The following is a 23,676-nucleotide window of genomic DNA, read 5'->3' as shown; positions in this document are numbered from 1 at the left end:
TCACTTTACTAAAAATATCTGCTATAATTAAGTTATAAATTCCAGAGGAGGAATGATTATGGAACATAATAGTCTTGAAACTGCTAAAGCAGCTATTAAAATGTCTATTTCAAGCAGAAGTGAAGAAAAGAAATTAAAAAAGGAATTTGCAGCTGACGAAATAAATACTGCTGCTGTTGATTTTGGTGGTGAATTTAATAAATCAGTTCCTGAAATTATAGAAAGAGCAGTAATTGCTGCAAAGAGAGAAAATATAATCGACAATTCTCATGTAGCACAAGGGGCAGTTGCTGGAGCAGCACATGACGCCTTAGCCCAAATTATGCCCAGAACAATGGGTTTAAATGTTGGTGGGAAAATTGGAGTTGCCAGAAGTGGTGAACACATTGTTGTTGCTGTCTTTTTTGGAGTTGGTATGTTTAATTTAAATGAAGTAACTGTTGGGTTAAGCCACCGTTCTTTGTTGGATAATAAACAAAAATAGCTTAAATGAAAGTATCTAGTTTCACTTCTCACCTCTCCAAATAAAGTTGACAAAGGGATAATTATAATAGTATAATAAAGAAAATCAAATAACTGGTAGCATGGTAATACGGTAGGAGAAATTTGTAGGAAAGCTTAAGCTTTTGTTTAAACAAGGGGTTTTTATACCTAATTTTAAATCAAAATGCTATAAGCACTTTAACACTCCAGCTGGAGTGTTTTTTTATTATTCCCACTACCAGTTAGAAAGGGGAATAAAATAATGAAAAATAACTTTTTAGTTTTATTTGTTTTAACGTTGGTGCTGATTTTGACTGCTGCTTTTACAGCTGGAGCGCAAGAATACAAAATAGGAATTTCACAATTTGTTGAGCATCCTGCTTTAGATTCAGCAAGAGATGGCTTTATTCAGGGCTTAGCAGAGGCAGGTTTTGGTGAGGATAAAATTGAGTTTATTGAACAAAATGCACAGGCTGATTTTGCCACTGCCCAATCAATTGCTCAGCAGTTTAGAAGTAATAATCTGGATCTGATTTTAGCTATTGCAACACCTAATGCACAGGCAGCTGCAAATGTAATTACAGAAACACCTGTTTTGTTTACGGCTGTTACCGATCCAGTTGAAGCAGGAATTGTAGACAGCATGGAAAAACCTGGTGGTAATTTAACAGGAACTACAGACATGAACCCTGTTGCTCAGCAGATTGAATTAATTAAGGAATTCATTCCAGAAATTAAAGACTTAGGTGTTCTATATAACCCGGGTGAAGTTAATTCTGTTGTTCAGGTAGATATTGTTAAAGAAGCTACTCAGGCAATGGGAATCAACTTACACGAAGCTACTGTCAGCAACAGCAGTGAAGTAAGTCTTGCAGCTTCTTCTTTAGTTGGAGATGTAGACGCAGTTTATGTACCTACAGATAACATTATTGTTTCAGCTTTACCTTCTGTCTTACAGATTACTAATCAAAATAAAATACCTGTATTCGCTTCAGAAAATGGTCAGGTTAGACAAGGAGCAATAGCTACTTTAGGAATTGATTATAAGCTGCTTGGTATTCAAACTGGTAAAATGGCAGCTAAAGTATTAAATGGTGCTGATCCTTCAGAAATGCCTGTGGAATCTTCAGAAGAATTAAAGTTATATCTTAATACAAAAGCTGCAGATAATTTAGATTTAGAAATTCCAGCAGCTGTTTTAGATAGAGCTAATGTAATATATGAAGAAATAACTCAGGAGTAAACAATTTAATAAAATATTTGGTTTAGAAATGATGTGAGGTGTGTTATGAATCTAAGTTTTGCAATTACGTCTTTAGAACAGGGCCTTGCCTTTGGTATTATGGCATTAGGTGTCTTTATATCCTTTAGAATTCTTGATTTTGCTGATCTGACAGTTGATGGTAGTTTACCTTTAGGTGCTGCTGTTTCAGCAAGACTTTTGGTAGCTGGAGTTGATCCATTTGTTACCTTAGCTGCGGCAGTTGCTGCTGGTGGAATGGCAGGAGCAATTACAGGCTTCTTGAACACTAAATTAAAAATTGCTCCACTTTTATCAGGAATTTTAACAATGACTTCTCTTTACTCAATAAACTTAAGGGTAATGGGCAGACCCAATATTCCCTTGATTGGTAAAGGAACTATTTTTTCTTTTATTAGAGACCTTGGAATTCCCTATCCCTGGAATAATTTAATATTGTTAATTGTAATTATTACTGCAGTAAAATTGGTTTTAGATGCTTTCTTAAATACTCAAATAGGATTTGCACTGAGAGCTACTGGAGATAATCCTCAAATGATTAGGAGTATGGGAATCAGTACTAATTCAATGAAAATGTTAGGTTTAATTCTCTCAAATGCACTTGTTTCGTTATCTGGTGCGCTTGTTGGACAGTATCAGGGATTTGCAGATGTTAATATGGGAGTTGGTACAATTGTAGCAGGATTAGCTTCAGTTATTATTGGAGAAGTCGTAATCGGAGATAGATCTATTATTATCGCTACTATTGGTGTTATTATTGGTTCCATTCTTTATCGTTTCAGTATTTCAATAGCACTAAATTTAGGCCTGGCTGCTTCTGATTTGAAATTACTGACAGCTATACTGGTAATAATTTTCTTATCTACTCCAAGAATTAAAAAAGCATTGAGGTGATAAAAAATGCTGAAAGTCAAAAATTTAGAAAAAATTTTTTACAAAGGTACTCCAAACGAGAATATAGCAATTGATAAAATTGATTTAACAGTTAATGAAGGTGATTTTATAACAATAGTAGGTAGTAATGGAGCAGGTAAATCTACCCTTTTAAATTCTATTGCTGGAGTTTTCCCGGTTGAAAATGGGAGCATTATTTTAGATAATGAAAACATCACAAAAAAATCTGAATATAAATGTGCTCAAAAAATTGGAAGAGTTTTTCAAAATCCTTTAGCTGGAACTTCACCAGAAATGACTATTGAAGAAAATCTATCACTGGCGATTTCTAAGTCAAGAAATCTTTCTTTAAGGTGGGGTCTAAGCAAACATAAAAGAGAGATAATGCGTAAACACCTTGAAAAAATTGATTTAGGCTTAGAAAAAAGGTTAACTACTAAAGTTAAGCTTTTATCTGGAGGTCAGAGACAGGCTTTAACACTTTTGATGGCAACAGTAGCTAATCCTCGTCTGCTGCTTCTAGATGAGCATACAGCAGCTTTAGATCCTGCTACTGCAATTAAGATTAAAAATCTTACAGCTGAGCTGGTTAATGAAAATAATATAACTACCCTAATGATTACTCACAACATGGAAGATGCAATAAAAATGGGTAACCGTTTAATAATGATGGATGGTGGCCAAATTATTTATGATATAAAAGCAGAAGAAAAGAAAGATCTTACTATTGAAAAGCTGCTTAAGATGTTTGAAATCAAACATGGTGGTAAATTTAACAATGACCGAATGCTGTTATCTGTTTAATAAGATATTAAAGCTCCCTATTTTCATAGGGAGCTTTTTCTATACTCAATTATTATGAACTATATTAAGAGATTAATTGTTTATAATTTTATTTCTACAGCTTTATTTTCACTTCTGTACCAGCATCCAAAACATATTCTTTTTCAAAAACACTAAATTCAAGTGCTCCACTATTTTCTGCAGCTGTTTTTAACTTAAATTCATTTTTATTTAATATAATATCAAATTTCTTGTTTTGATAATTTAGCCTAAATTTAAGTTCTTCCCACGCCTGACATAGAACTGGTGTAAATGAAATACCTCCTTTATCAATTTTCATCCCAGCAAAACCATTAATTATTAACTGCCAGATCCCTCCAGCAGCTGCTGTATGAATACCACCAATAAAAGTTCCTCCACTAACTGCCTTATTTGTACTCATTAAATCAATAAAAGCAGACTTTTTAAAATAATCATAAGCTTCTTCTGCTCTTCCTAATTTAGCAGCAACAACTGCATACTGAGATGGGCTTAAAGAAGATCCATGTTGAGTTCTGGGCTCATAGTAATCATAATTTGCTTTCAAGACTTCCTCAGAAAAAATATCATGCAGGTTAAATAACTGAATTACATCAGCCTGTTTAATTACCTGTGTGAAAACAGCTACCCCATTAGGCCAACCCCAATATTCATCTTTATTAATTAATCTATCTTTCAGCACTTCTGCTGTGGTATCTTCAAGCTCGAAATAACCATCAAATTGTTCGATTAAATTATTCTGATCTGGCTGAGATAAGTAAATCTTTTCAGCTATCTCCTGCCAGGCAGTAATTTCAGATTGATCTAAATTAATTTTTTCTTTAAGCTCTTCCAACTTTGAAGGATATTCATTTTCCATCTTAAAATAAAAATACAGTGCCTTTTTTAGAGCAAATTGTGTCTGATAATTAGTAAAAGCATTATTATCTACATTTTCATGGTACTCATCCGGACCCAGGAGCCTAATAACATCATACTGGTCTTTGTACTGATTAAAGTGTACTCTGGAGTGTAGAAATCGTGCAACCTCAAATAAAATTTCTGAACCATAGTTAATAATAAAACCAAGATCCTTTGTAGCTAAATAATATTTCCAAATAGCATAGCTTATATCAGGAGAAACATGAATCTGCCAGTCATTAAAATGATTTCTAATTTTACGACCACTAATTACATCTTTAAAGAAAAACGATGGACACAATTCTTTCCCACTTTTTCCAGATATCCAGGCATAAAATGCACCAGCATATCCTAGATTTTCTGCTTTTTCACGAGCTCCATCTAAAGTATGATATCTATATTTTAAAATATTTTTGGCTGTTTCTGTTTCTGTAAATAAAAACATTGGTAAATTAAATATCTCCTGATCCCAAAAAGCTGAGCCTTGATAAGCTTGACATGATAAGCCACGTGCACCAATTGGTAGCCGTTCACTATGAGCTGGGGTGGCAATAATATTATGATAAAGATTAAATCTTACTGCCAGCTGATCTAAGATATTTCCTTTAATTTGGATATCCATCAGTTTCCATTTTTTATCCCAAACTGCCTGATGCTTTTCTTTTAAACTATCATACCCTGATGCTAGTGCTAACTCAGCATCATTTAAAGCAGCTTTTAATGGATCTTCCAGATCATTACTTGAATAGACAATCATATTTCTTTCCAATTCTACTTTTCCTGCTTCAGCCTCTACATTTATTAATAAATAAATTGATTTGTTTTCATTTTCAACTTTTAAATTTTTAATTTCACCTCTTTTAAATTTAAAAGACAAAGCTGTTACTAAGGTGATTTTACTCTCCACTGTATTTGATTTTAAATAGATAAGATTTTTATTAGAATCATATTCTCCACTAAAATTTTCTAGATGACCTCCATTTAAATCCCATACGTCACCATTAATTCCTATTTTTAATTGAATCTCTTTTTGATCCAATTTATTTACTTGATAATTATTTGCAATCAAATGCAGATTATTATAAGAAGCAAACCTTTCTGAAACTATTTCAATATCATTTTCTACTTTGGAATTAGATATTCTTTTAAAAATTCCATATTTATAATTGAAGTCCAGCTCTGTAGACATTATATTTTCTTCAGGATAATCACCAAAATCTTTTTCATTTAAAATAACTTTTGTTGTTAGTGCATTGGGCGAATTAGACAATTCTCTCCATTTACCATCAGCCATATCATATGTATCAGTTACAACACATGCCTGATATTCATCTTTCCCCCACTCTTCCAAAGTTCCTCTGTACCCAAGATAACCATTGCCACATAATAAATTACTGCCATAATGAACCAGCTGTTCTTCTTTTAGTTCTTTTATTTGCAAGTTCCAACCATCTTTTATTTCAAAGAAGTTATTATAATTCAAATTTATACCTCCCAATATCTAATTTTAAATTTAAACAAATAAATTAGGCCATCAGATTATAGTTTCATTATAATCCTGATGGCCTGATTTCTATATTCTCTAATCAGTTTATTATTCTTATCTAAGCTTATCTGTTATCAATTATGCTGATAAAAACTTAAATCTACATTATCCTTTTACAGCTCCAGCAGTCAATCCAGCTACAATTCGTTTCTGGAATATTAAAACTAAAACTACAATTGGAACTGTAACCATAACTGCAGCTGCCATGATTTCTCCAAATGGCTCCTGACGGGCAAATTCTCCTGAGAAGAATTGAATAGCTACCGGTACAGTTCTAGCACCTGGATCAATTGATGTAAATGTTAAAGCAAAGAGGTACTCATTCCAGGCCTGAATAAATGATAATAAACCGGTTGTAACTAATGCCGGTGCAGTCAAAGGAAGTAGTATCATGTGGAAAGTCTGAAATGGTGTTGCACCATCTACCTGGGCAGACTGCATAATTTCATCAGGTAAATCTCTAAAGAATGAAGTTAAAACCCAGGTTGTAAATGGCAGTGTAAATAGTAAATAAGTAAAGATCATACTTACCCTGGCACCTAAATTTAAAGCATTAATTACTGCATACAATCCAGATAAGACTGTGACCTGAGGAAACATTGTCATTGCTAAAATTGTGTATAATGCAGGTGCTTTACCTTTAAAACGTAGTTTTCCTAAGGCAAAAGCTGCAAATGATCCTGTTAAAAGAGCCAGAATTGTAGTTGAAGTTGCTACTATTGTACTGTTAATTAAACCTCTAACAAAACCACCATTAGAAAATATAGCTCTATAGTTTCTAGTAAAAAACGATATCTCACCTGTATCAGGGTCTCTAGGAATTAAAGTTGCTGGAGTCATATTAAGCTGAGCCTCTGACTTTAAAGAAGAAGAAATTGCCCAGTAAAATGGAAATAATAAATATATAACAATTACTGCCAGCACAAGATAGAACAAGATTTTTTTAAATATTTTCTTCTGATCTCTTGTCATTCTGTATCAACTCCTAAAGATTTCATATAAAGAACAGCAAAACCAAAGATTATAATGAAAATTATAACCCCAATAGCTGAAGCCATTCCCATCTGCCTGGCCTGAATTAATTGAAAATAGTTAAAACTGGCCATTGAATATCTTTTCTGTGACAACATTACCTGGAACACATCAAATACTCTTAAAGCATCTAAAGTTCTAAAGATTAAAGCGACTGCCAGTGATGGTTTCAATAATGGTAAGGTAATATTAAAAAACTGTCTAAACTTACTGGCTCCATCCATTTCTGCTGCTTCATATAATTCATTTGGAATCAACTGTAAGCCAGCCAGAATTAAAAGAGCCATGAATGGTGTGGTTTTCCAAACATCAACCGCTATAATTGCTGGAAGCTGTAAAGAATTATTGCTTAAAAAAGAATAACTGCCTTCGATTAAACCAAACCTGTCTCCTAACATATTAAACAAACCTGCCCTTGTTGGCTCAAACATCCATTCCCACATTCTAGCAGAAACAACTGTGATTACGGCCCAGGGGACTAACATTACAGCCCTCATTGCCCCTCTACCCTTAAATTCACTATTAACAACAAGTGCAACTATTAAACCAAGGACTGTCTCAAAAAATACTGAAAATATCGTGAAGATTAAAGTGTTCCAGACAGATTTAATAAAATCTGGAGTCCGTGCACCCACCACATATCGATTGCCAAAAAAGCTAAATTCAAATGAAGGTCGATATAAATATGGGTCTCTTGGTAAAACTCTTATCGGTCTTTGAAATTGCTTTTCTCCAGTTCTTTCATCAACTGCCTGCTCACCAGTTTCTTCATCAATTATAGGTTCTAATTCTTTAACAGTAACTGATAAAAGTGCTTGATAATTATCTAAACCAACAAAACTGGTTTCTTTGCTTGAAGCAAATTCCTTGTCAGTAAAGCTGGTATAAAATACTTGGCCCAGAGGATATAAAGCAATTATGATTAAAATTAGGAATGCTGGTATTAATAATTTAAAAGCCAATCTTTGTTCTTCTTTTGCCAGATTTGATGAATTACTATTTGCCATTAAGCTCCCCCCTTTTTTTAGAAAATCTGGAGAGGAAATTCCCCTCCAGATTATTAATAATTTTAAAGAACTTTACTTATGGTTGTACTGGATCACCAGTTTCAAATCCTGTAGTATCCATTAAGTCTAATTCTAAATACTCAATAGCTGTTTGAGCATCACTTTCACCAGTTAGTACTGAATGAACTGCCTGGAAAAATAACTCTGATACCTGGTTATATTGAGGAGCAGTTGCTGTGGAAGGACGAGCTACAGCATTTGTAAATACATCATAAAGACTGCCAAAGAAAGGAACTGCTTCCAGTACGTCTTCATCTTGATATAATGATTTAATTGTAGGGTTGAAAGCTCCTTCAACAGCACGCATTTTTTGTACTTCTTCTCCAGCTAAGAACATGGCTAATTTAGCTGCTTCTTCAGGATGATTACTGTACTTACTTACACCTAAGTTCCAGCCTCCTAAAGTTGCTGCTGATTTACCACTATCTCCAGCAGGTAAAGGTGCTACATCAGTGTTGCCATTAGTAGGTTTACCTTCTTGATTTGCTAAAGCATATGCATAAGGCCAGTTGCGCATAAAGAGTGCATTACCTGCTTCAAACATTGAACGAGCATCTTCTTCGCCCATACCTGTTACACCAGTTGGAGAAATATTTCCTACCCAACCTGCAGCTTGATTAATAATCTCAATTGCTTTATCATTATTAATTGTTATTTTCTGATCAGGACTTACTATCTGTCCACCACCATTAGAATATGTCCATTCTAGAGCGTCACAAGTTAAACCTTCATAAGCGTCTCCCTGCCATACATAACCATAAAAATCTTCATTACCTGCAGCTCTTTCTTCTTCCATAATATATTGAGCAGTTTCTTCTAATTCATCCCAGGTTTCTGGAACTTCACGGTCATATTTTTCTAAAAGGTCTGTTCTGTAATATAAAAGACCTGCATCTGTAAACCAAGGCATAGCAACTAAACGACCATCAGTTGTTGTATTGTTCTCAACGATTGCCTGGAAATGCTTATCAACAACTTCTTCGGCACCATAGTCATAAAAATCAATAAAGTGCTCTGCTAAATCACCTGGCCAAATTACATCAATTTGATAGACATCTACTTCAGGACTTTCAGCTTCTAAAAACTGTAAATAAAGCCCTAATCTATCATTAGCTAAATCAGGGGTTTCTAAAACTTCTACTGTTACATTAGGATTCATTTCCATATACATTTCTGCAGCTTTAATAGTTAGTTCTTTTTCCTGACCAACTGCACCACCAGCAACAGTTAAAGTAATCTCCTCTCCATGATTATCAGCAAAAGCAACCCCACTAAATGTAATAACAAAAACTAAAGCTAAAACTAAAAATAAATTTTTTCTCATTAATAATTCTCCTCCTCAAATTGATTGATGAATTTAAATATGTTAAGAATATAAAATAATCTTAACTACATATTATTGTTCATAATCACCTCCTGATTAGTAGTAAGTTCATTTAATTTATTTGTGCTTTCTCTAACCACAAGTTCATGTGGAATAAAGACTTTATTATCTTCTATTTTCTTTTTCTTAATAATCTTAGTCAAAATCTCTATACTTTTTAAACCTAAATGATAACCAGATTGTTTAATAGTAGTTAAAGCAGGACTTATGTATTTTCCCAATTCAATACCATCAAAACCAACAACTGAGATATCTTCAGGTACCCTGATTCCTTGTTCTTTTAAATATCTAATAGCTCCAACTGCCATTTCATCATTAAATGCAAAAATTGCTGTTACATCCGGAAATTTATCTATAATTTTTTGAGCTGCTGAATATCCGCTTTCAAAGGTGAAATCACCTTCGATTATTCGGGCTGGATCGTATTTTATATTACTTAATCTTAAAGCCAGTTTAACTCCCCTTGCTCTTTCCTGACTGGCAAGCATATCCAGATCAGGTCCTTTTATAAAAGCTATATTTCTATGCCCAGCCTGACAGAGGAATTCCACCATATCATAGGCTGCAGCAACATTATCAACAGTAACACAGCTAATTTCAGGATCACTAATATAACCAGATGCAAAAACAACAGGAATATTATAATTTTTAACTATTGAAAGAAGATCATTATAATAATTAGTTGTTATCAAAATAATTCCATCAATTTTTTTCTGCTTCATAATATTCAAATAATTTTGCTCTTTTTCAAATTCTCCATCAGAATCACCATAAATAAGAGCAAATCCGCGCTCTCTGGCCTCAGCTTCAATGCCCTTTAGTAAATTTGCTAAAAAAGGCCTCTCCATTCCAGCACCAATGACTCCAATTAGATTGCTGGTATTTGTTCTCAATATTCGAGCAGAATCATTAATTTGATAATCCAGCTTTTCAACAGCTTTTTCAACTCTTTTTGCTGTTTCTTCTCTAACTAGTGAACTATCATTTAGAACACGCGAAACTGTACTTAATGAAACTCCTGCTAATTTTGCTACATCTTTCATAGTAACATCCATAATTTTCTCTCCCAAATTGTAATGAAATCCATTTCACTATTTATAATATTCAATACAAAGGGAATAATTCCTGCAAAAATTACAGATTTTTTTGATAATTTGAGTATTTTTAATAATTTTAGCAGTAATTCAGCCTGAATAAAGCAAATTTGATTCAAAGTTTTAGTATCTTGATCAAAAGACTTTATATTCTAAATATTATTGTATTTCAGTTATTTTATATTATGAAAATCGTCTGAAAAAATGAAATGGTTTTCATTGAGCGCAATTTTGAACTCTTATTCAAAATATAAGAGTTCAAATCTATTTTTGCTGTTAATGTTTTCTAAAAAATCATAATTAGACAATTTATCAGATACTAAAAAATGATTAACACCCTTTAATAAGACCAGATAAGGATTGTCTTTAATTAAAATTTCTTCTATTATTGCATAAGCTCTATTTTGATTTTCCTTATTCTTTGTTAGCCTTATATAATCAATTAAATTATCAATTCTACTATTTTCATAGCTAAAGTAATTTTTTTCTGATCCAGAATAAAAATTATCAGCAACAAAATCAAATTTGTTCTCATAATCATATGACATCACAAAAAGATCATGATTAGAGTTCTTTTGCAGCTGCTTTAAATATTGAATCCAATTATACTTTTCCACCTGAAGCTTAACATTAATTTTTTTTAGTTCTGTTTTTAAAAATTCAGCAGTTTTTAAGCTGAGATCAGAATTATTAGTAATAATCTTCAGCTCAAAATCATCAAGAATACTTTGTTCATTTTCTAGTGCAGCTTCACTTTGAGCAGAGATTCTATTCAATAAATTAAAACCATCACTCATATTTTGGCTATGAATAAAATTATTAACTTTAACTATCTGATTAAATTGATTTTTATTTAAAGATAACTTAACTTTATTTTTTATTGTTTTATATTTTCTTTCCTCAATATAATCTTCTCTAAAATCAAATGCCACAAAATATAAATTATTATTAATTACTGTTTTAAGCTCGTAATTTTTAAAGTCTTTATTAATATGATAATAATCAATTAATTGTCCATAACTAAGCTGATATAAATCAAATTCTTTGTAACTACTATCTAAATTATCACTATTGTTAAAATAATATTCTATTTGATTTAAATAAGGTAATTCATTCTGCTGATTTGTCTTTTTCCAATAATTTTGATTTTTGGTTAACTGAATTTGATTATTAGTAAAACTGTTAAATTTAAACGGACCTGTACCAATTGGATTTAGAGAAAATTTTTGATCTGACTCTAAAACAGCTCTTTTAGGAATAACTACAGCTGCTTCCTTAGCTAAATTATAAATAAAAGGCGCAAATGATTCTTTTAAACTAATTTGAAGCTGATAATCATCTATAACTTTAATCCCACTTATTTCATCTGTTTTTTGAGCTTGATAATCATTAAACCCTTTTACTTTTTCAAAAAGATCTGAATGTGGAGATTTATTATTGGGATCAGCCAAATATTCAAATGACCATTTCCAATCTGCTGCAGTAACTTTTCTCTGCTCTAAATCTACTTCTCTTCCATTAAGCTGATAGGGATGAAAGTATACATTTTTCTTTAAATTAAATGTAAAAATAGTTGCATCAGTATTAATTTCTAGGGATTCGCTTAAATTATTGCTTAATTCACCCTGATTGTTTAAGATCAATAATCTATCAAAAATTTGACTATTTATTGTTTTTTCTATTCTGCTTGTTGAATAAATTGGATTTAAAGTCAAAGGGCTTTTATTGAATTTAACTCTTAAATTCCCTCCATAGTTTTCGGCATTTACAGTAAAAGTAATTGAAATAATAATTAAAAGTATTAATAAATATATTTTTTTGTCTAACATTTATATTCCCCCAAATTAGATTAAATATTACTTTTCAGCTTAGTTATATTATTCTTCAAAAATAGAAAAATCCCTGTTTGGAATTTAAATATCCAAACAGGGATTTAAAAATTTAAGCTTAATCTATTTATCTAATAAGTGACAGGCAGCAAAGTGTCCCTCACCATATTCTTTGAACTCTGGTTCTTTCACAGAACAGGGTTCAAAAGCTTTTGGACAGCGGGGATGAAATCTACAGCCTGAAGGTGGATCTACCGGTGATGGTACATCCCCTTCTAAGACAATTCTGTCCTTTTTCTTTTTCGGATCAGCCTCTGGAATTGCAGATAATAAAGACTGAGTATATGGGTGTTTCGGGTTAGTATATAGTTCGTGCTTATCAGTTAATTCTACAATCTTACCTAAATACATTACCGCAACCCGATCACTTATATGCTTAACTACACTTAAATCATGAGCAATAAAAAGATAAGTTAATCCATATTCTTTCTGTAAATCCTGCAGCAGATTCACAACCTGTGCCTGAACTGAAACATCAAGTGCAGATACCGGCTCATCTGCAATAATAAGCTTTGGATCTACTGCTAAGGCTCTTGCTACACCAATTCTCTGTCGCTGGCCACCACTAAACTCATGGGGATAGCGGTGCATATACTCTGCACCAAGACCTACGTTTTCCAGTATTTCTCTTACCTTTTCGTTACGCTCTTGTTTATTCTTTGCTAAATTATGAATATCAAGTGGTTCACCAACTATATCAGCAACCGTCATTCTTGGATTTAATGATGCATAGGGATCCTGAAAGATAATCTGCATATCTCTTCTTATCGCCCGCATTTCCTTTTTGTCAAGATCCATTACATTTTTGCCTTCAAAAATAACTTCTCCTGCTGTTGCCTCTAAAAGTCTTAATATTGTCCGACCGGTTGTTGATTTACCACAGCCAGATTCTCCTACCAGACCCAGAGTTTCTCCCTCTTCTACTGCAAATGAAATATCATCAACAGCTTTTACATGAGCAACTGTCTTTTTAAAGATTCCAGCTTTAACCGGGAAGTATTTTTTTAGATTCTTAACTTCGAGTAAATTTTCAGCCATTATTTCTGAACACCTCGATCCTCATAAATTCTTTCTCCGCGCTTTTTGATCTCTTCTAAATCTTTATACCTCCAACAGCGAACCTTATGTCCTGCTGCTGCTTCTTCTAAAGGAGGCTCCTGATCATAACATTTACCCTCTGCTAGAGGACAGCGGGTATTAAATTTACATCCCTCAGGAAAATTAAGTGGAGATGGTACACTACCTGGAATTGCTTCTAGACGATCAACATCCTTATCTAATTTAGGGATTGAATTCATTAATCCCCAGGTATATGGATGTTTGGGGTCATCAAATAATGTATCGACATCTGTGTATTCTACTACCTTACCTGCATACATTACTGCTACCCGATCAGATACTTCAGCAATTACTCCCAGATCATGAGTAATCATCATTATCGACATTCCATAGCTTTCTTTTAAAGAGTTCATCAGTTCTAAAATCTGAGCCTGGATTGTTACATCAAGTGCAGTTGTCGGTTCGTCGGCAATTAACAGTTTTGGATCACAGCTTAATGCCATAGCTATCATAACACGCTGTCTCATACCACCGGATAATTGGTGGGGGTATTCATCTACACGCTGTTCAGGCAGTGGAATACCTACTTTTTTAAGCATATCTATAGCCTGTTTTCTGGCTTCTTTTCTGTCTACACCTTTGTGCAGCATTATCGCTTCAATAATCTGGTCTCCAACAGTATAAACTGGATTTAGAGAAGTCATTGGCTCCTGAAAAATCATGGAAATGTCATTTCCACGGATTTTACGCATTTCCTTCTCAGAAATCTTGGTTAAATCTTTTCCTTGAAAATTAATTTCACCAGCTTCTATTCTTCCTGGTGGGGATTCTACTAACCTCATTATTGATAAAGAGGTAACACTTTTCCCACAGCCAGATTCACCTACAATACCTAAAGTTTCACCAGGGTAAATTTCATAATCTACTCCATCTACCGCTTTAACTACTCCTTCTTCAGTATAAAAATATGTTTTTAAGTTTTTAACTTCTACTAAAGCTTCTTTATTCAAGAAATTCACCTACCTTTTTGTTGTCTAGAAAATAAACATCCTAGTTCAGTTTCGGATCTAAAATATCACGAAAAGCATCACCAATAAGATTCCAAGATAAACAAAATAAAGTGATTGCTATACCAGGAATTATAAGTGTATACCAGTAATTTAATGGATTGCCTTCAACACCTAAGATCCAATTACGAGCAAAGGAAATCATCTGCCCCCAATCAGCATAACCTTCAGGTGTACCTACACCTAGAAAACTAAGAGTAGATGCGGTAATAACCATTGATCCCATTCTCATTGAAGCTTGAATCACAACTGGGAAAATAGTATTTAAAATTATGTGTCTGAAAATAATTCTAAAGTCATTGGCACCTAAAGCAAGTGCAGCCTGAACAAATTCATCTTCTTTAACTGATAAGACCTGTGAACGCATTAATCTAGCTGTACTCATCCAGCTAAAGGTAATTAAGGCGATCATAACATTAGCCAAACCCTGACCTAAAATTGTAACTAAAACAATAGTTGCTATTATAAAAGGAATTGACATAAAAACATCAGTAATTCTCATTAATATTTCATCAATCCAGCCCCCATAATAAGCAGCTATAGTTCCTAAAACTATTCCAATCGAAGTACTAATTCCAACAACAATTAATCCTATTCTAAAAGCAGTTCTAGTTCCCCAAACAATACCATAAAAAATATCATATTGACCTTCAGTAGTTCCAAAAATGTATTCATCGCTTGGTGGTTGAGGTTCAATTGACCAACCAGCTCTTGGAATTAAATACGGATCATCTGGATCACGGGGTGGTGCTATCCAGGGTGCGAAAACTGCAACTATAATAAAAAATAAAATTATTAAAATACCAAGTAATGATATTTTATTCTGCAACAACCGTTTAACAACTTCTTGCCATTCCACTAAACCATCACTCCAATCTAATTCTTGGGTCAATTACAGCATATGATACATCCACAAAGAGGTTAATTAATATTAGAAGAAAACCAAAATATAAAGCTCCACCTAATACACCAGGATAATCAAGCTGCTGTGCTGCATTTGCCATAAACTGTCCTAATCCTCTTATATTAAAAATACTTTCTACGATAACAAGCCCACCTGCTAATCCAAGTACCATCTGACCGGCAACTGTAACTACCGGAATTAAGGCATTACGAACTGCATGTTTATAAACAACAATATTATCTGCAAGTCCTTTGGCTCTAGCAGTACGAATGTAATCTTTTCTTAATGTCTCTAACATGTTTGAACGTGTTATTCTTAATATAAAAGCCCACCATAGTATTGAAATAGTTATAACAGGAGCAATTAAATGCCTTATAGCATCTAAAACAATAGAAAAATCAAAGTTTAAGATTCCATCAAGAATATACATTCCTGTATAACTAATAAAGTCTGCTGAACGAACTATCTCTGTAGCCCAGTTTGATAATCTTCCTGGAGGAAGCCAGCCTAAAACACCATAGAAAATCATCAACACAATTAATCCAAAAACAAATGATGGGAACGACCATCCAATTACAGCAAAAATCCTAATCGTATGATCTAAGGCTTTATTATGATGAACCGCCGAGAGAACTCCCAATATTATACCACCAAATATCACTGGAACTAAAGATAATAATGCCAGTTCTAAAGTAGCTGGAAATCTATCGGCTATGGCCTTAGTAACGGGGGCTCCGGCCGATTCTGACCAACCAAAATCTCCTTTTAAAACACCACCAATCCAGCGTCCATATTGTTCATACCAGGGGTCATCTAATCCATATTTGGATACTAACTGATCAATATCTTCAGCTCCCTTTAACTGAGCTGGATCATTGATATAAGTACTAAGTCTTTGATAAGGTCCTAACATCATAATCATAGAAAAAATTAACATACTTACTCCAAAGAGGATTATCGGTAATATAAGTAAGCGTCTTGTAATATAAGCTATCATCCTCTATATTCATCCTTTCCAACTTTTAATTATCTAAACAATAATATATCTGGGGAGCAAATATCCCCCCAGATATTTATTGAAAATATTTTTACTAATTTATTTTCTTATTTATCCAGTGAATAGAAATAGTCACCTGGATCTCTAATTGGGTCATAATACCATCCTTCAACCCAATCTCTCATAACTACCTGAGCAGATGGCTGATATAGATAGAAATCTGTACCATTTTCGTAAGATAATCTTTGAATTTCTCGATAAATTTCCTCACGAGCTGCTGGATCAGTTAAAGAAATTGCTTCTTTAATTAAAGGATCAATATTTTCTTTTGCAAACTCAGCATAATCTTCTCCTTTAAATCCACCATAAGTTCCTGTGCTGCTTACAAATGGAACCACAAAGTTATGTGGATCGGCATAATCAGCACCCCAGGCAATAAAGCCTAAAGTAAACTTTTGAGCAATTAACTTATCAAGATAAGATGCCCACTGAATTCCACGTACATTAACTTTAAACTTAGGATTAATCTGTTCTATATAGAACTTAAGCATATCTACAGCACTCTTACGAACATCGTTACCTGAGTTATAAAGAATTGTAATTTCAAATCCTTTTTCCCAAAGTTCTCCATCAAAAGCCTTTTTAAAGTGCTCTTCAGCTTTTTCAAGATCTAGTTGGTAAGTTGTAGAATTTTCATCATAACCTAATAGTGGCTCAGGAATTGGACCTCTACCCTGCTGACCATCACCATCTAATACATCATTAATAAATGCTTCATATTTCATTGAATAAAGGAAGCCTTTTCTAACATCAATATCACTAAAGAAGTTAGAAGGAATACCATTACCATCCAGCTTACCACTGTGAACATCAGGGTTACCTTCAGTTACAATATTATAGTTCATTAAACCAGCACCCATATAGATGTTTGGTAAACCTGTAATTACTTCTACTCCATCCATATTTTCTACCTGACTCATATACTGTTTATCTACATATACAATATCAGCATCTCCACGCTGCAGCATTAATTTACGTGTTGACCACTCATCAATCATTCTTAAAATAACCTTTTTCACAGAAGCAGGCTCACGCCAGTAATCTTCATTTCTATTTAATACAATTTCTTCACCATTAACCCATTCTATTAATTCATATGGACCAGTACCATTCATGACATCATATAATGGATCATCTTCTTTAGTTGGGTTAGTATATTCAGCAATTGTTTCTGGCTGACCATCCCAATCTCCCTGCTCAATTGTCCACTCTTTGTCAATTATTGCTCCAAGGCCATTACCCTGAGCAATAATACTTAAAAACGGTGGGAATGGTTGAGGTAAGTGGAAAATAACACTATTACCATCAACTTCAACAGCTTTTTCTAAATAAGCATATACTTCAGCTGATTCTTCTGCAGTTAATTCTTTAGCACTTTTTTCTTCTCCTAAAACTTCAGAAATCACATCAGATAAAGAACCTTTCTGAAATAACGGTTCATAAATCATCCATGCAGGTCCACCATCACGATCCTGAATTAAAGCTCTTAAAAATGTATATTTAACATCTTCAGCAGTTAATTCATTACCATTATGGAATACTACATCTTCTCTAATTGGAAATTCGTAGGTAGTATTATTATCTCTAATTAAACCATTTTCAACTGTTGGTACCTCTGTAGCTAAATGAGGCAAAAATTTTGTTATATCACCCTGGTCAAACTTAATTAAATTTTCATAAACATTATCAACGATCTCTGCACTGGCAGAATCATACTGAAAATGGGGATCAAGACTATCAATTGTACCCATATTAACTTTAACAAAAGTATCAGGATTTTTAACGTCCTGTGCCCCTACCATAGAGGACATTGATAATAATAAAAATAAAGTTAAAGAAATTATTAATGTTTTTTTCATGCTCGAAATTCCCTCCTAATAGTTGTTTAAAATAAAAAAATTACTCCCTAATCTCTAATCAATTCTTTATCTTATCCCTCCTTCGAAAAAAATATGAATTTAGATAAGAATCAAAATTTCTGATATCAGATTCTTTTACTATTAAATTTTTACTAACTTAAATTATATAATTATTTATTAAAAAAATCAAGTTTTAGCAGCGGCAAGATCCCTGAAGATTGAAGTTCAAGGATTTTTTTCTAATCTAGATTCTAATGAACTAGTTTAAATAATGACAAATTTAAAGCTTGATAATTATAAAATTCTAGTTTGTTTTCTTTATAATAATCTTTAGTTGAAATTACTCTTCTTACAAAATTATCGGTTTCTTCAAAAGGGAGTTTTTCATTAATATCACCCTGCCATCCATCATCAATCCAAATTCTAACGTTATTCTCACCTGCATTATAAGCTGCAATAGTTTTAATCAGATCACTATCAAATTTTTGATATAAATAAGAAAAATACCAGCTGCCAAATTTAATATTAAGTTCGGGCTGATTTAAATCCTCTAATTGAAAATCTTCATATCCCAGCTCTTCTGCTATCCAGATTGCTGTAGATGGCATTAACTGCATTAACCCAACTGCTCCTTTGGAAGATTCAGAGTAATTATTAAATCTACTTTCTACATAAATTAATGCTGCAAGTAATTCTTCTTCAATCTCAAATTCTTCTGCATATTTTTGAATTTCTGCTTGATATTTTATTTCTTCAAAATTTCTTCTAACTACCCACAGATCAAAATCACAAGCTGCAAAAGAAAAAACAAGAATAGCCAGTAAACTTAAAACTATTATTTCCCTAGAATATTTTTTGACCAACTTGATTTATCCCCCTTACTAAATTCTATTTTTTTCTGCCAGGGAACAAATAATCATTTCAGCAGTTGCTAAATTTGTTGCTAAAGGAATTTCATGAACATCACAGAGTCTTAAAAGAGCACTAACATCTGGTTCATGCGGCTGAGCAGTTAAGGGATCTCTGAGAAAAATAACACCATCCAGGCGATCTTTAGCAATTTCAGCACCAATCATTTGATCTCCACCAATAGGGCCAGATGCCATTCGTTCAACGTCAAGACCGGTTGTTTCAATTAACCTCTGTCCTGTTGTACCAGTAGCAATTAGTCGCATATTTGCCAGAACCTCCCGATGTCTTTTGGCAAATTTTATCATATCTTCTTTTTTTTCATCATGTGCAATCAAGGCAATTCTAATCAAAGTATCATCTTCCCCCTTTAATACCTTCTCCCACTTCAGATCTAAGTTCTTTTTCAATTCTTCAATAGTTGAATTGTTTTCTATAACTACATCGGCTCTAGCTTTTTTTTCTTCAATAGACATCTGAGATTCTATTCTATTTAGAGCTTCCTCGCGCTTCAACCCATTTCTTTTCTGTAATCTTTTTATCTGATCCGATTGTGAGCTGGAAATAACCCAGACCTGATCACAGAAACGTTCTAAACCAACTTCATATAAAAGTGGTGCCATAAAAACTACAATTTTGTCATTTTCTAAAAATTGGTGAGCTTCTTCTTTCATTTCATAAATAATCAATGGATGCAGGAGAGACTCTAGCTTTTTTCTTTTAATAGAGTCCGAAAAAATCATTTCACCCAATTTTTCTCGATCGATTTCTCCATTTTCTTTTAAAATATCTTTTCCAAATTGATCAACTATTAGCTGCCATCCTTTTTCCCTTTTTTGAGTTATTTTATGAGAAATTTGGTCAGCATCAATGATTTTAGCACCCTTTTTTTCTAGATAATCTGCTGCAGTTGATTTTCCAGTAGCAATTCCACCTGTTAAACCTATGATCATATTATCCTCCTTTTCCATCTTTATTTTTGACACTGAGGACAAAAATAAGTTGAACGTCCACTGACTTTAATTTTATTGATTTTAGTCCCACAGGAGTAACATTCTTTCCCCTCACGCTGGTGAACTTTCAATTCTTCTTGAAATGATCCTTTTTCCCCAAATGCATTAACGTAGTCACTGAAGCTTGTACCACCATAAATGATTCCTCTTGCTAAAATATGACGCATATTGTGGTAGATTTTTTCTTTCTCAGCTTCTGTCAGAGTGTCTGCTGTTCTGTCAGGTCTAACACCAGACAAAAATAGGATTTCATCTGCATATATATTGCCAATACCTGCTACAAAATGTTGATTTAAGAGCAGAGACTTCATTAAAGCCCTTCTATTTTCAAATAACTTTTTAAAATCAGTCAGAGTCAAATCTTCACTTAAAGGCTCAGGACCCAAATCTGCAAGTCCTCCTGCTTGTTCTGGATGATCTTTATCGATTAAATAAACTCGACCAAATTTACGAATGTTGTTAAATCTTATTTCTTGACCATCATTAAGACTAAAAATAACATGGGTGTGTTTGTCTCTAAATTCTTCAACTTCCTTAACCAGCAGTTTACCCGTCATTCGAAGATGAATGATCATGTTTTTACCACTGTCTAATTCAATAATTATATATTTACCGCGGCGGTTGATTGCTTCTATTTTTGAACCAATTAGAGATTTTTTAAAAGCCTCAATATTATTTTCAGGATAAGCTATCATATTCTTTTCTCTAATCTCAACCGCTGTTACTTTCCGATCTTTAATTAAAGGTCTTAAACCCTTAACAACTGTTTCCACTTCTGGCAGCTCAGGCATTTTCCTTCACCTCATAATCTTTTTTATCTCTCCAATTTTCTCCTATTTGAAGATCAACCAGTAAAGGAACATCTAATTCTGCAGTGTTTTCCATCTTATCTTTGATTAATTTTGCTGCTGCATCTAAATCAGATCTATCAACTTCAAATACCAATTCATCATGAACCTGTAGTAAAATATTCAATTCAAAATCCGCTTCTTTTAAAGCATCATAAACATCAAGCATTGATTTTTTCATTATATCTGCAGCTGTTCCCTGAATTGGCGTGTTAACCGCAGTTCTTTCAGCAAATGAGCGGCGGTGATAATTACTGCTGTTTATTTCAGGAATATAGCGGCGGCGTCCAAACATAGTTTCTGCATAACCGCATTCTTTGACTTTTTTGATAGTTTGATCCATATATTCTTTTACACCAGAAAACCTCTCAAAATATTTATCAATATATTCCTGTGCCTCTTCAACAGGAATATCTAAATCCTGGCTTAAACCATAAGAACTCATGCCATAAGCAATACCAAAATTGATTACTTTAGCATGCCTCCTTAAATTTGGCGAAACTTCTTCCGGTGCTACCTCAAAAACCTCTGCTGCAGTTTCTGTATGAATATCAGCTCCAGAATTAAAAGCTTCCTTTAATTTTTTATCTCCACTAAGATGAGCAAATACACGCAGCTCAATTTGAGAATAATCAACAGCTAACAAGAGCATATCCTCACTTGAAGGAATAAAAGCTTTCCTTATTTCTCGTCCTTCCTCAGTTCTAATTGGTATATTTTGCAAATTAGGATCGGTGCTGCTTAAGCGACCGGTAGCTGTTACCATTTGATTAAAAGAAGTATGAATTTTACCGCTTTCTTCATTAACTAAAGGTGGGAGTGAATCAATATAGGTTGATTTTAATTTTGCAAGTTCTCGATACTCTGAAATTAGAGGTATAATTTCATGCTTTCCTTCCAGTTTTTCTAAAACACTTGCATTTGTTGAATACCCTGTTTTTGTTCTTTTAATTACAGGTAACCCTAGTTTCTCAAATAATACTTCTCCCAGCTGTTTGGGTGAATTTAAATTAAATTCCTCTCCAGCCAAAGAATGGGCCTTATCAACTATAATATCTAACCTTTTACCAAGGCGTTCTGATAGAGAATTAAGCCATTCTTTATCAACTTTAACACCATTAAATTCCATTCTAGCCAGCACTTTAATTAAAGGTAGTTCAATTTCCTGATATAATTTTAATAAATGATCTCTTTCTAATTTAGGCATTAACTTATCTTTTAACTCAAATATTTTAGACAGCATAACTGATTTCTTATTCTTTTTTGCTAACTGATCAAAAGATATGGTTAACTCCTGACTAAAAACTTCTTCTAGTTCTGGAAGTGAAGAAGATGGCTGCAGTAAATAAAATGCCAACAGTGGTTCAAATTTGATTTTAATAACTTCAATTTGATGGTTTAACAGTGCTAAAGCTGCTTCCTTACCAGAAAGTATTAATTTTTCAATTTTTTCTGATTCTAAAATTTCTTTAACTGTTGGATCTATTTTATTTTTTGGATGATATGAATATATACTATTTTCTTTTTCTAAATAAAATAGTATAGACTGAATTTTACCATCAATTGCTTTAGTTTTTTCTTCTAACTGAATAGAGATAGCAATTTCTCCAAACTTTACTACTTTTTCTTTAAAATCATCCAGGTTATTATCTAGTTCCAATATTTCTAAATCATCAAAATCAAGTTCTTTTTTGAAATCAAAGCGGTCTAAAAGGGAAGTAAACCCTAGTCTTTTAAACTGTTCTGCTGCTTCTTGATCATCATAACTATCAAGCTTACATTTATCGAAATCAATATCTATTGGAACATCCCTCTTAATTTTACCTAATCTATAACTCATTCTTGCCTGATCAGCATATTTATGCAGATTTTCTTTTCTTTTTTTGCCTGAAACTTGATCAATATTCGCTAATATTTCTTCCATAGATCCAAATTCTTTTAGTAATTTTAGAGCAGTCTTTTTGCCAATACCTGGTACCCCCGGGATATTATCAGAACTGTCACCCATTAAACCTTTGCGGTCAATCAGTTTTTCAGGAGTTAGTTCATATTTTTCCATTACCTTATCTAAATCAAATTTTACTAGATCAGATATCCCTTTCCGGGTATACAAAACATTGACATTTTCCGAAACTAACTGCAGAGCATCTCTATCTCCAGTTACAATATAAACTTTATAACCGTCTTCTTCCGCTTCTTTGGAAAGAGTTCCCAACAAATCATCAGCTTCAAAACCCTCTTTAGCCAGCATTGGTATTTTTAATTTTTCTATTGTCTGCTGAAGCAGTGGGATTTGAGGAACAAGCTCTTCCGGCATCTTTTTTCTGTTTCCTTTATAATCTTCATATTCTTCATGTCTAAAGGTAGGTGCCTTTTTATCAAAAGTTATAATCATTCTATCTGGATTCCATTCATCATTAAGACTGAACAGCATACGAATAAAACCAAAAACTGCGTTTGTATATTCTCCCTCATCATTTGTTAACAATGGTAAAGCATAAAATGCACGATGAGTTAAACTATGTCCATCTAGTAAAAAAAGTGTTTTTTTCTCCCTGTTTTCTGTTTTTGACAAAATAAATCATCTC

Annotated in this window: 19 protein-coding genes; 4 read left to right on the top strand and 15 right to left on the bottom strand. The window is 33.1% G+C overall.

Annotated elements, in window-relative coordinates; genetic code table 11:
• Nucleotides 1-58: 58 nt before the first annotated feature.
• The 4 genes from ACZ446_RS03785 to ACZ446_RS03770 all read left to right on the top strand — a co-directional run bounded on the left by ACZ446_RS03785 (nt 59) and on the right by ACZ446_RS03770 (nt 3,442).
• Nucleotides 59-484, top strand: coding sequence for a HutP family protein (locus ACZ446_RS03785; protein WP_464393806.1), 426 nt, complete (start codon nt 59-61; stop codon nt 482-484).
• A 261-nt stretch (nt 485-745) separates the two neighbouring features.
• Nucleotides 746-1,726, top strand: coding sequence for an ABC transporter substrate-binding protein (locus ACZ446_RS03780; protein WP_464393805.1), 981 nt, complete (start codon nt 746-748; stop codon nt 1,724-1,726).
• A 45-nt stretch (nt 1,727-1,771) separates the two neighbouring features.
• Nucleotides 1,772-2,638, top strand: a complete 867-nt coding sequence (locus ACZ446_RS03775; RefSeq protein ID WP_464393804.1) for an ABC transporter permease — start codon at nt 1,772-1,774, stop codon at nt 2,636-2,638.
• Nucleotides 2,639-2,644: 6 nt separating this feature from the next.
• Complete coding sequence (locus tag ACZ446_RS03770) at nt 2,645-3,442, top strand: ABC transporter ATP-binding protein (protein ID WP_464393803.1); 798 nt, start codon at nt 2,645-2,647, stop codon at nt 3,440-3,442.
• Between the two features lie 94 nt (nt 3,443-3,536).
• Here the strand turns inward: ACZ446_RS03770 and ACZ446_RS03765 are convergent, their stop codons facing one another.
• From ACZ446_RS03765 to polA, 15 genes are all read right to left on the bottom strand, one after another.
• Nucleotides 3,537-5,843, bottom strand: coding sequence for a glycosyl hydrolase family 65 domain-containing protein (locus ACZ446_RS03765; RefSeq protein ID WP_464393802.1), 2,307 nt, complete (start codon nt 5,841-5,843; stop codon nt 3,537-3,539).
• A gap of 168 nt (nt 5,844-6,011) precedes the next feature.
• Nucleotides 6,012-6,878, bottom strand: coding sequence for a carbohydrate ABC transporter permease (locus tag ACZ446_RS03760; protein ID WP_464393801.1), 867 nt, complete (start codon nt 6,876-6,878; stop codon nt 6,012-6,014).
• Nucleotides 6,875-7,945, bottom strand: coding sequence for a carbohydrate ABC transporter permease (locus ACZ446_RS03755; protein WP_464393800.1), 1,071 nt, complete (start codon nt 7,943-7,945; stop codon nt 6,875-6,877). The genes ACZ446_RS03760 and ACZ446_RS03755 overlap by 4 nt, the downstream gene beginning before the upstream one ends.
• Before the next feature lie 76 nt (nt 7,946-8,021).
• On the bottom strand, nt 8,022-9,329 hold the full coding sequence (locus ACZ446_RS03750) for an ABC transporter substrate-binding protein (RefSeq protein WP_464393799.1): 1,308 nt from the start codon (nt 9,327-9,329) through the stop codon (nt 8,022-8,024).
• A 65-nt stretch (nt 9,330-9,394) separates the two neighbouring features.
• On the bottom strand, nt 9,395-10,444 hold the full coding sequence (locus ACZ446_RS03745) for a LacI family DNA-binding transcriptional regulator (protein ID WP_464393798.1): 1,050 nt from the start codon (nt 10,442-10,444) through the stop codon (nt 9,395-9,397).
• A 278-nt stretch (nt 10,445-10,722) separates the two neighbouring features.
• A complete protein-coding gene (locus tag ACZ446_RS03740) occupies nt 10,723-12,312 on the bottom strand; it encodes an ABC transporter substrate-binding protein (RefSeq protein WP_464393797.1) in 1,590 nt (529 codons plus the stop codon).
• Nucleotides 12,313-12,435: 123 nt separating this feature from the next.
• A complete protein-coding gene (locus tag ACZ446_RS03735) occupies nt 12,436-13,410 on the bottom strand; it encodes an ABC transporter ATP-binding protein (protein ID WP_464393796.1) in 975 nt (324 codons plus the stop codon).
• Entirely contained in the window at nt 13,410-14,441 is a 1,032-nt protein-coding gene (locus tag ACZ446_RS03730) for an ABC transporter ATP-binding protein (protein ID WP_464393795.1), read from the bottom strand. Before ACZ446_RS03730 ends, ACZ446_RS03735 begins: the two co-directional genes overlap by 1 nt.
• Nucleotides 14,442-14,481: 40 nt before the next feature.
• Nucleotides 14,482-15,357: an ABC transporter permease gene (locus ACZ446_RS03725; protein WP_464393794.1), complete on the bottom strand. Its 876-nt coding sequence runs from the start codon at nt 15,355-15,357 to the stop codon at nt 14,482-14,484.
• Between the two features lie 7 nt (nt 15,358-15,364).
• On the bottom strand, nt 15,365-16,399 hold the full coding sequence (locus ACZ446_RS03720; RefSeq protein ID WP_464393793.1) for an ABC transporter permease: 1,035 nt from the start codon (nt 16,397-16,399) through the stop codon (nt 15,365-15,367).
• 107 nt (nt 16,400-16,506) lie between these two features.
• Nucleotides 16,507-18,318 carry an ABC transporter substrate-binding protein gene (locus tag ACZ446_RS03715; RefSeq protein ID WP_464393792.1) on the bottom strand — a complete coding sequence of 604 codons (1,812 nt, stop codon included), beginning with the start codon at nt 18,316-18,318 and terminating at the stop codon, nt 16,507-16,509.
• Nucleotides 18,319-18,569: 251 nt separating this feature from the next.
• Complete coding sequence (locus ACZ446_RS03710; protein WP_464393791.1) at nt 18,570-19,181, bottom strand: lytic transglycosylase domain-containing protein; 612 nt, start codon at nt 19,179-19,181, stop codon at nt 18,570-18,572.
• An 18-nt stretch (nt 19,182-19,199) separates the two neighbouring features.
• Nucleotides 19,200-20,180 carry a dephospho-CoA kinase gene (gene coaE / locus ACZ446_RS03705; protein WP_464393790.1) on the bottom strand — a complete coding sequence of 327 codons (981 nt, stop codon included), beginning with the start codon at nt 20,178-20,180 and terminating at the stop codon, nt 19,200-19,202.
• Nucleotides 20,181-20,200: 20 nt separating this feature from the next.
• Nucleotides 20,201-21,031: a bifunctional DNA-formamidopyrimidine glycosylase/DNA-(apurinic or apyrimidinic site) lyase gene (gene mutM, locus ACZ446_RS03700; RefSeq protein WP_464393789.1), complete on the bottom strand. Its 831-nt coding sequence runs from the start codon at nt 21,029-21,031 to the stop codon at nt 20,201-20,203.
• Nucleotides 21,024-23,663: a DNA polymerase I gene (gene polA, locus ACZ446_RS03695; RefSeq protein WP_464393788.1), complete on the bottom strand. Its 2,640-nt coding sequence runs from the start codon at nt 23,661-23,663 to the stop codon at nt 21,024-21,026. The genes mutM and polA overlap by 8 nt, the downstream gene beginning before the upstream one ends.
• Between the last annotated feature and the right edge of the window lie 13 nt (nt 23,664-23,676).

Source organism: Halanaerobium sehlinense (assembly GCF_055379485.1).
The sequence above is the reverse complement of the archived record's forward strand: the minus strand, read 5'-3'. Positions and strand labels throughout refer to the sequence as shown.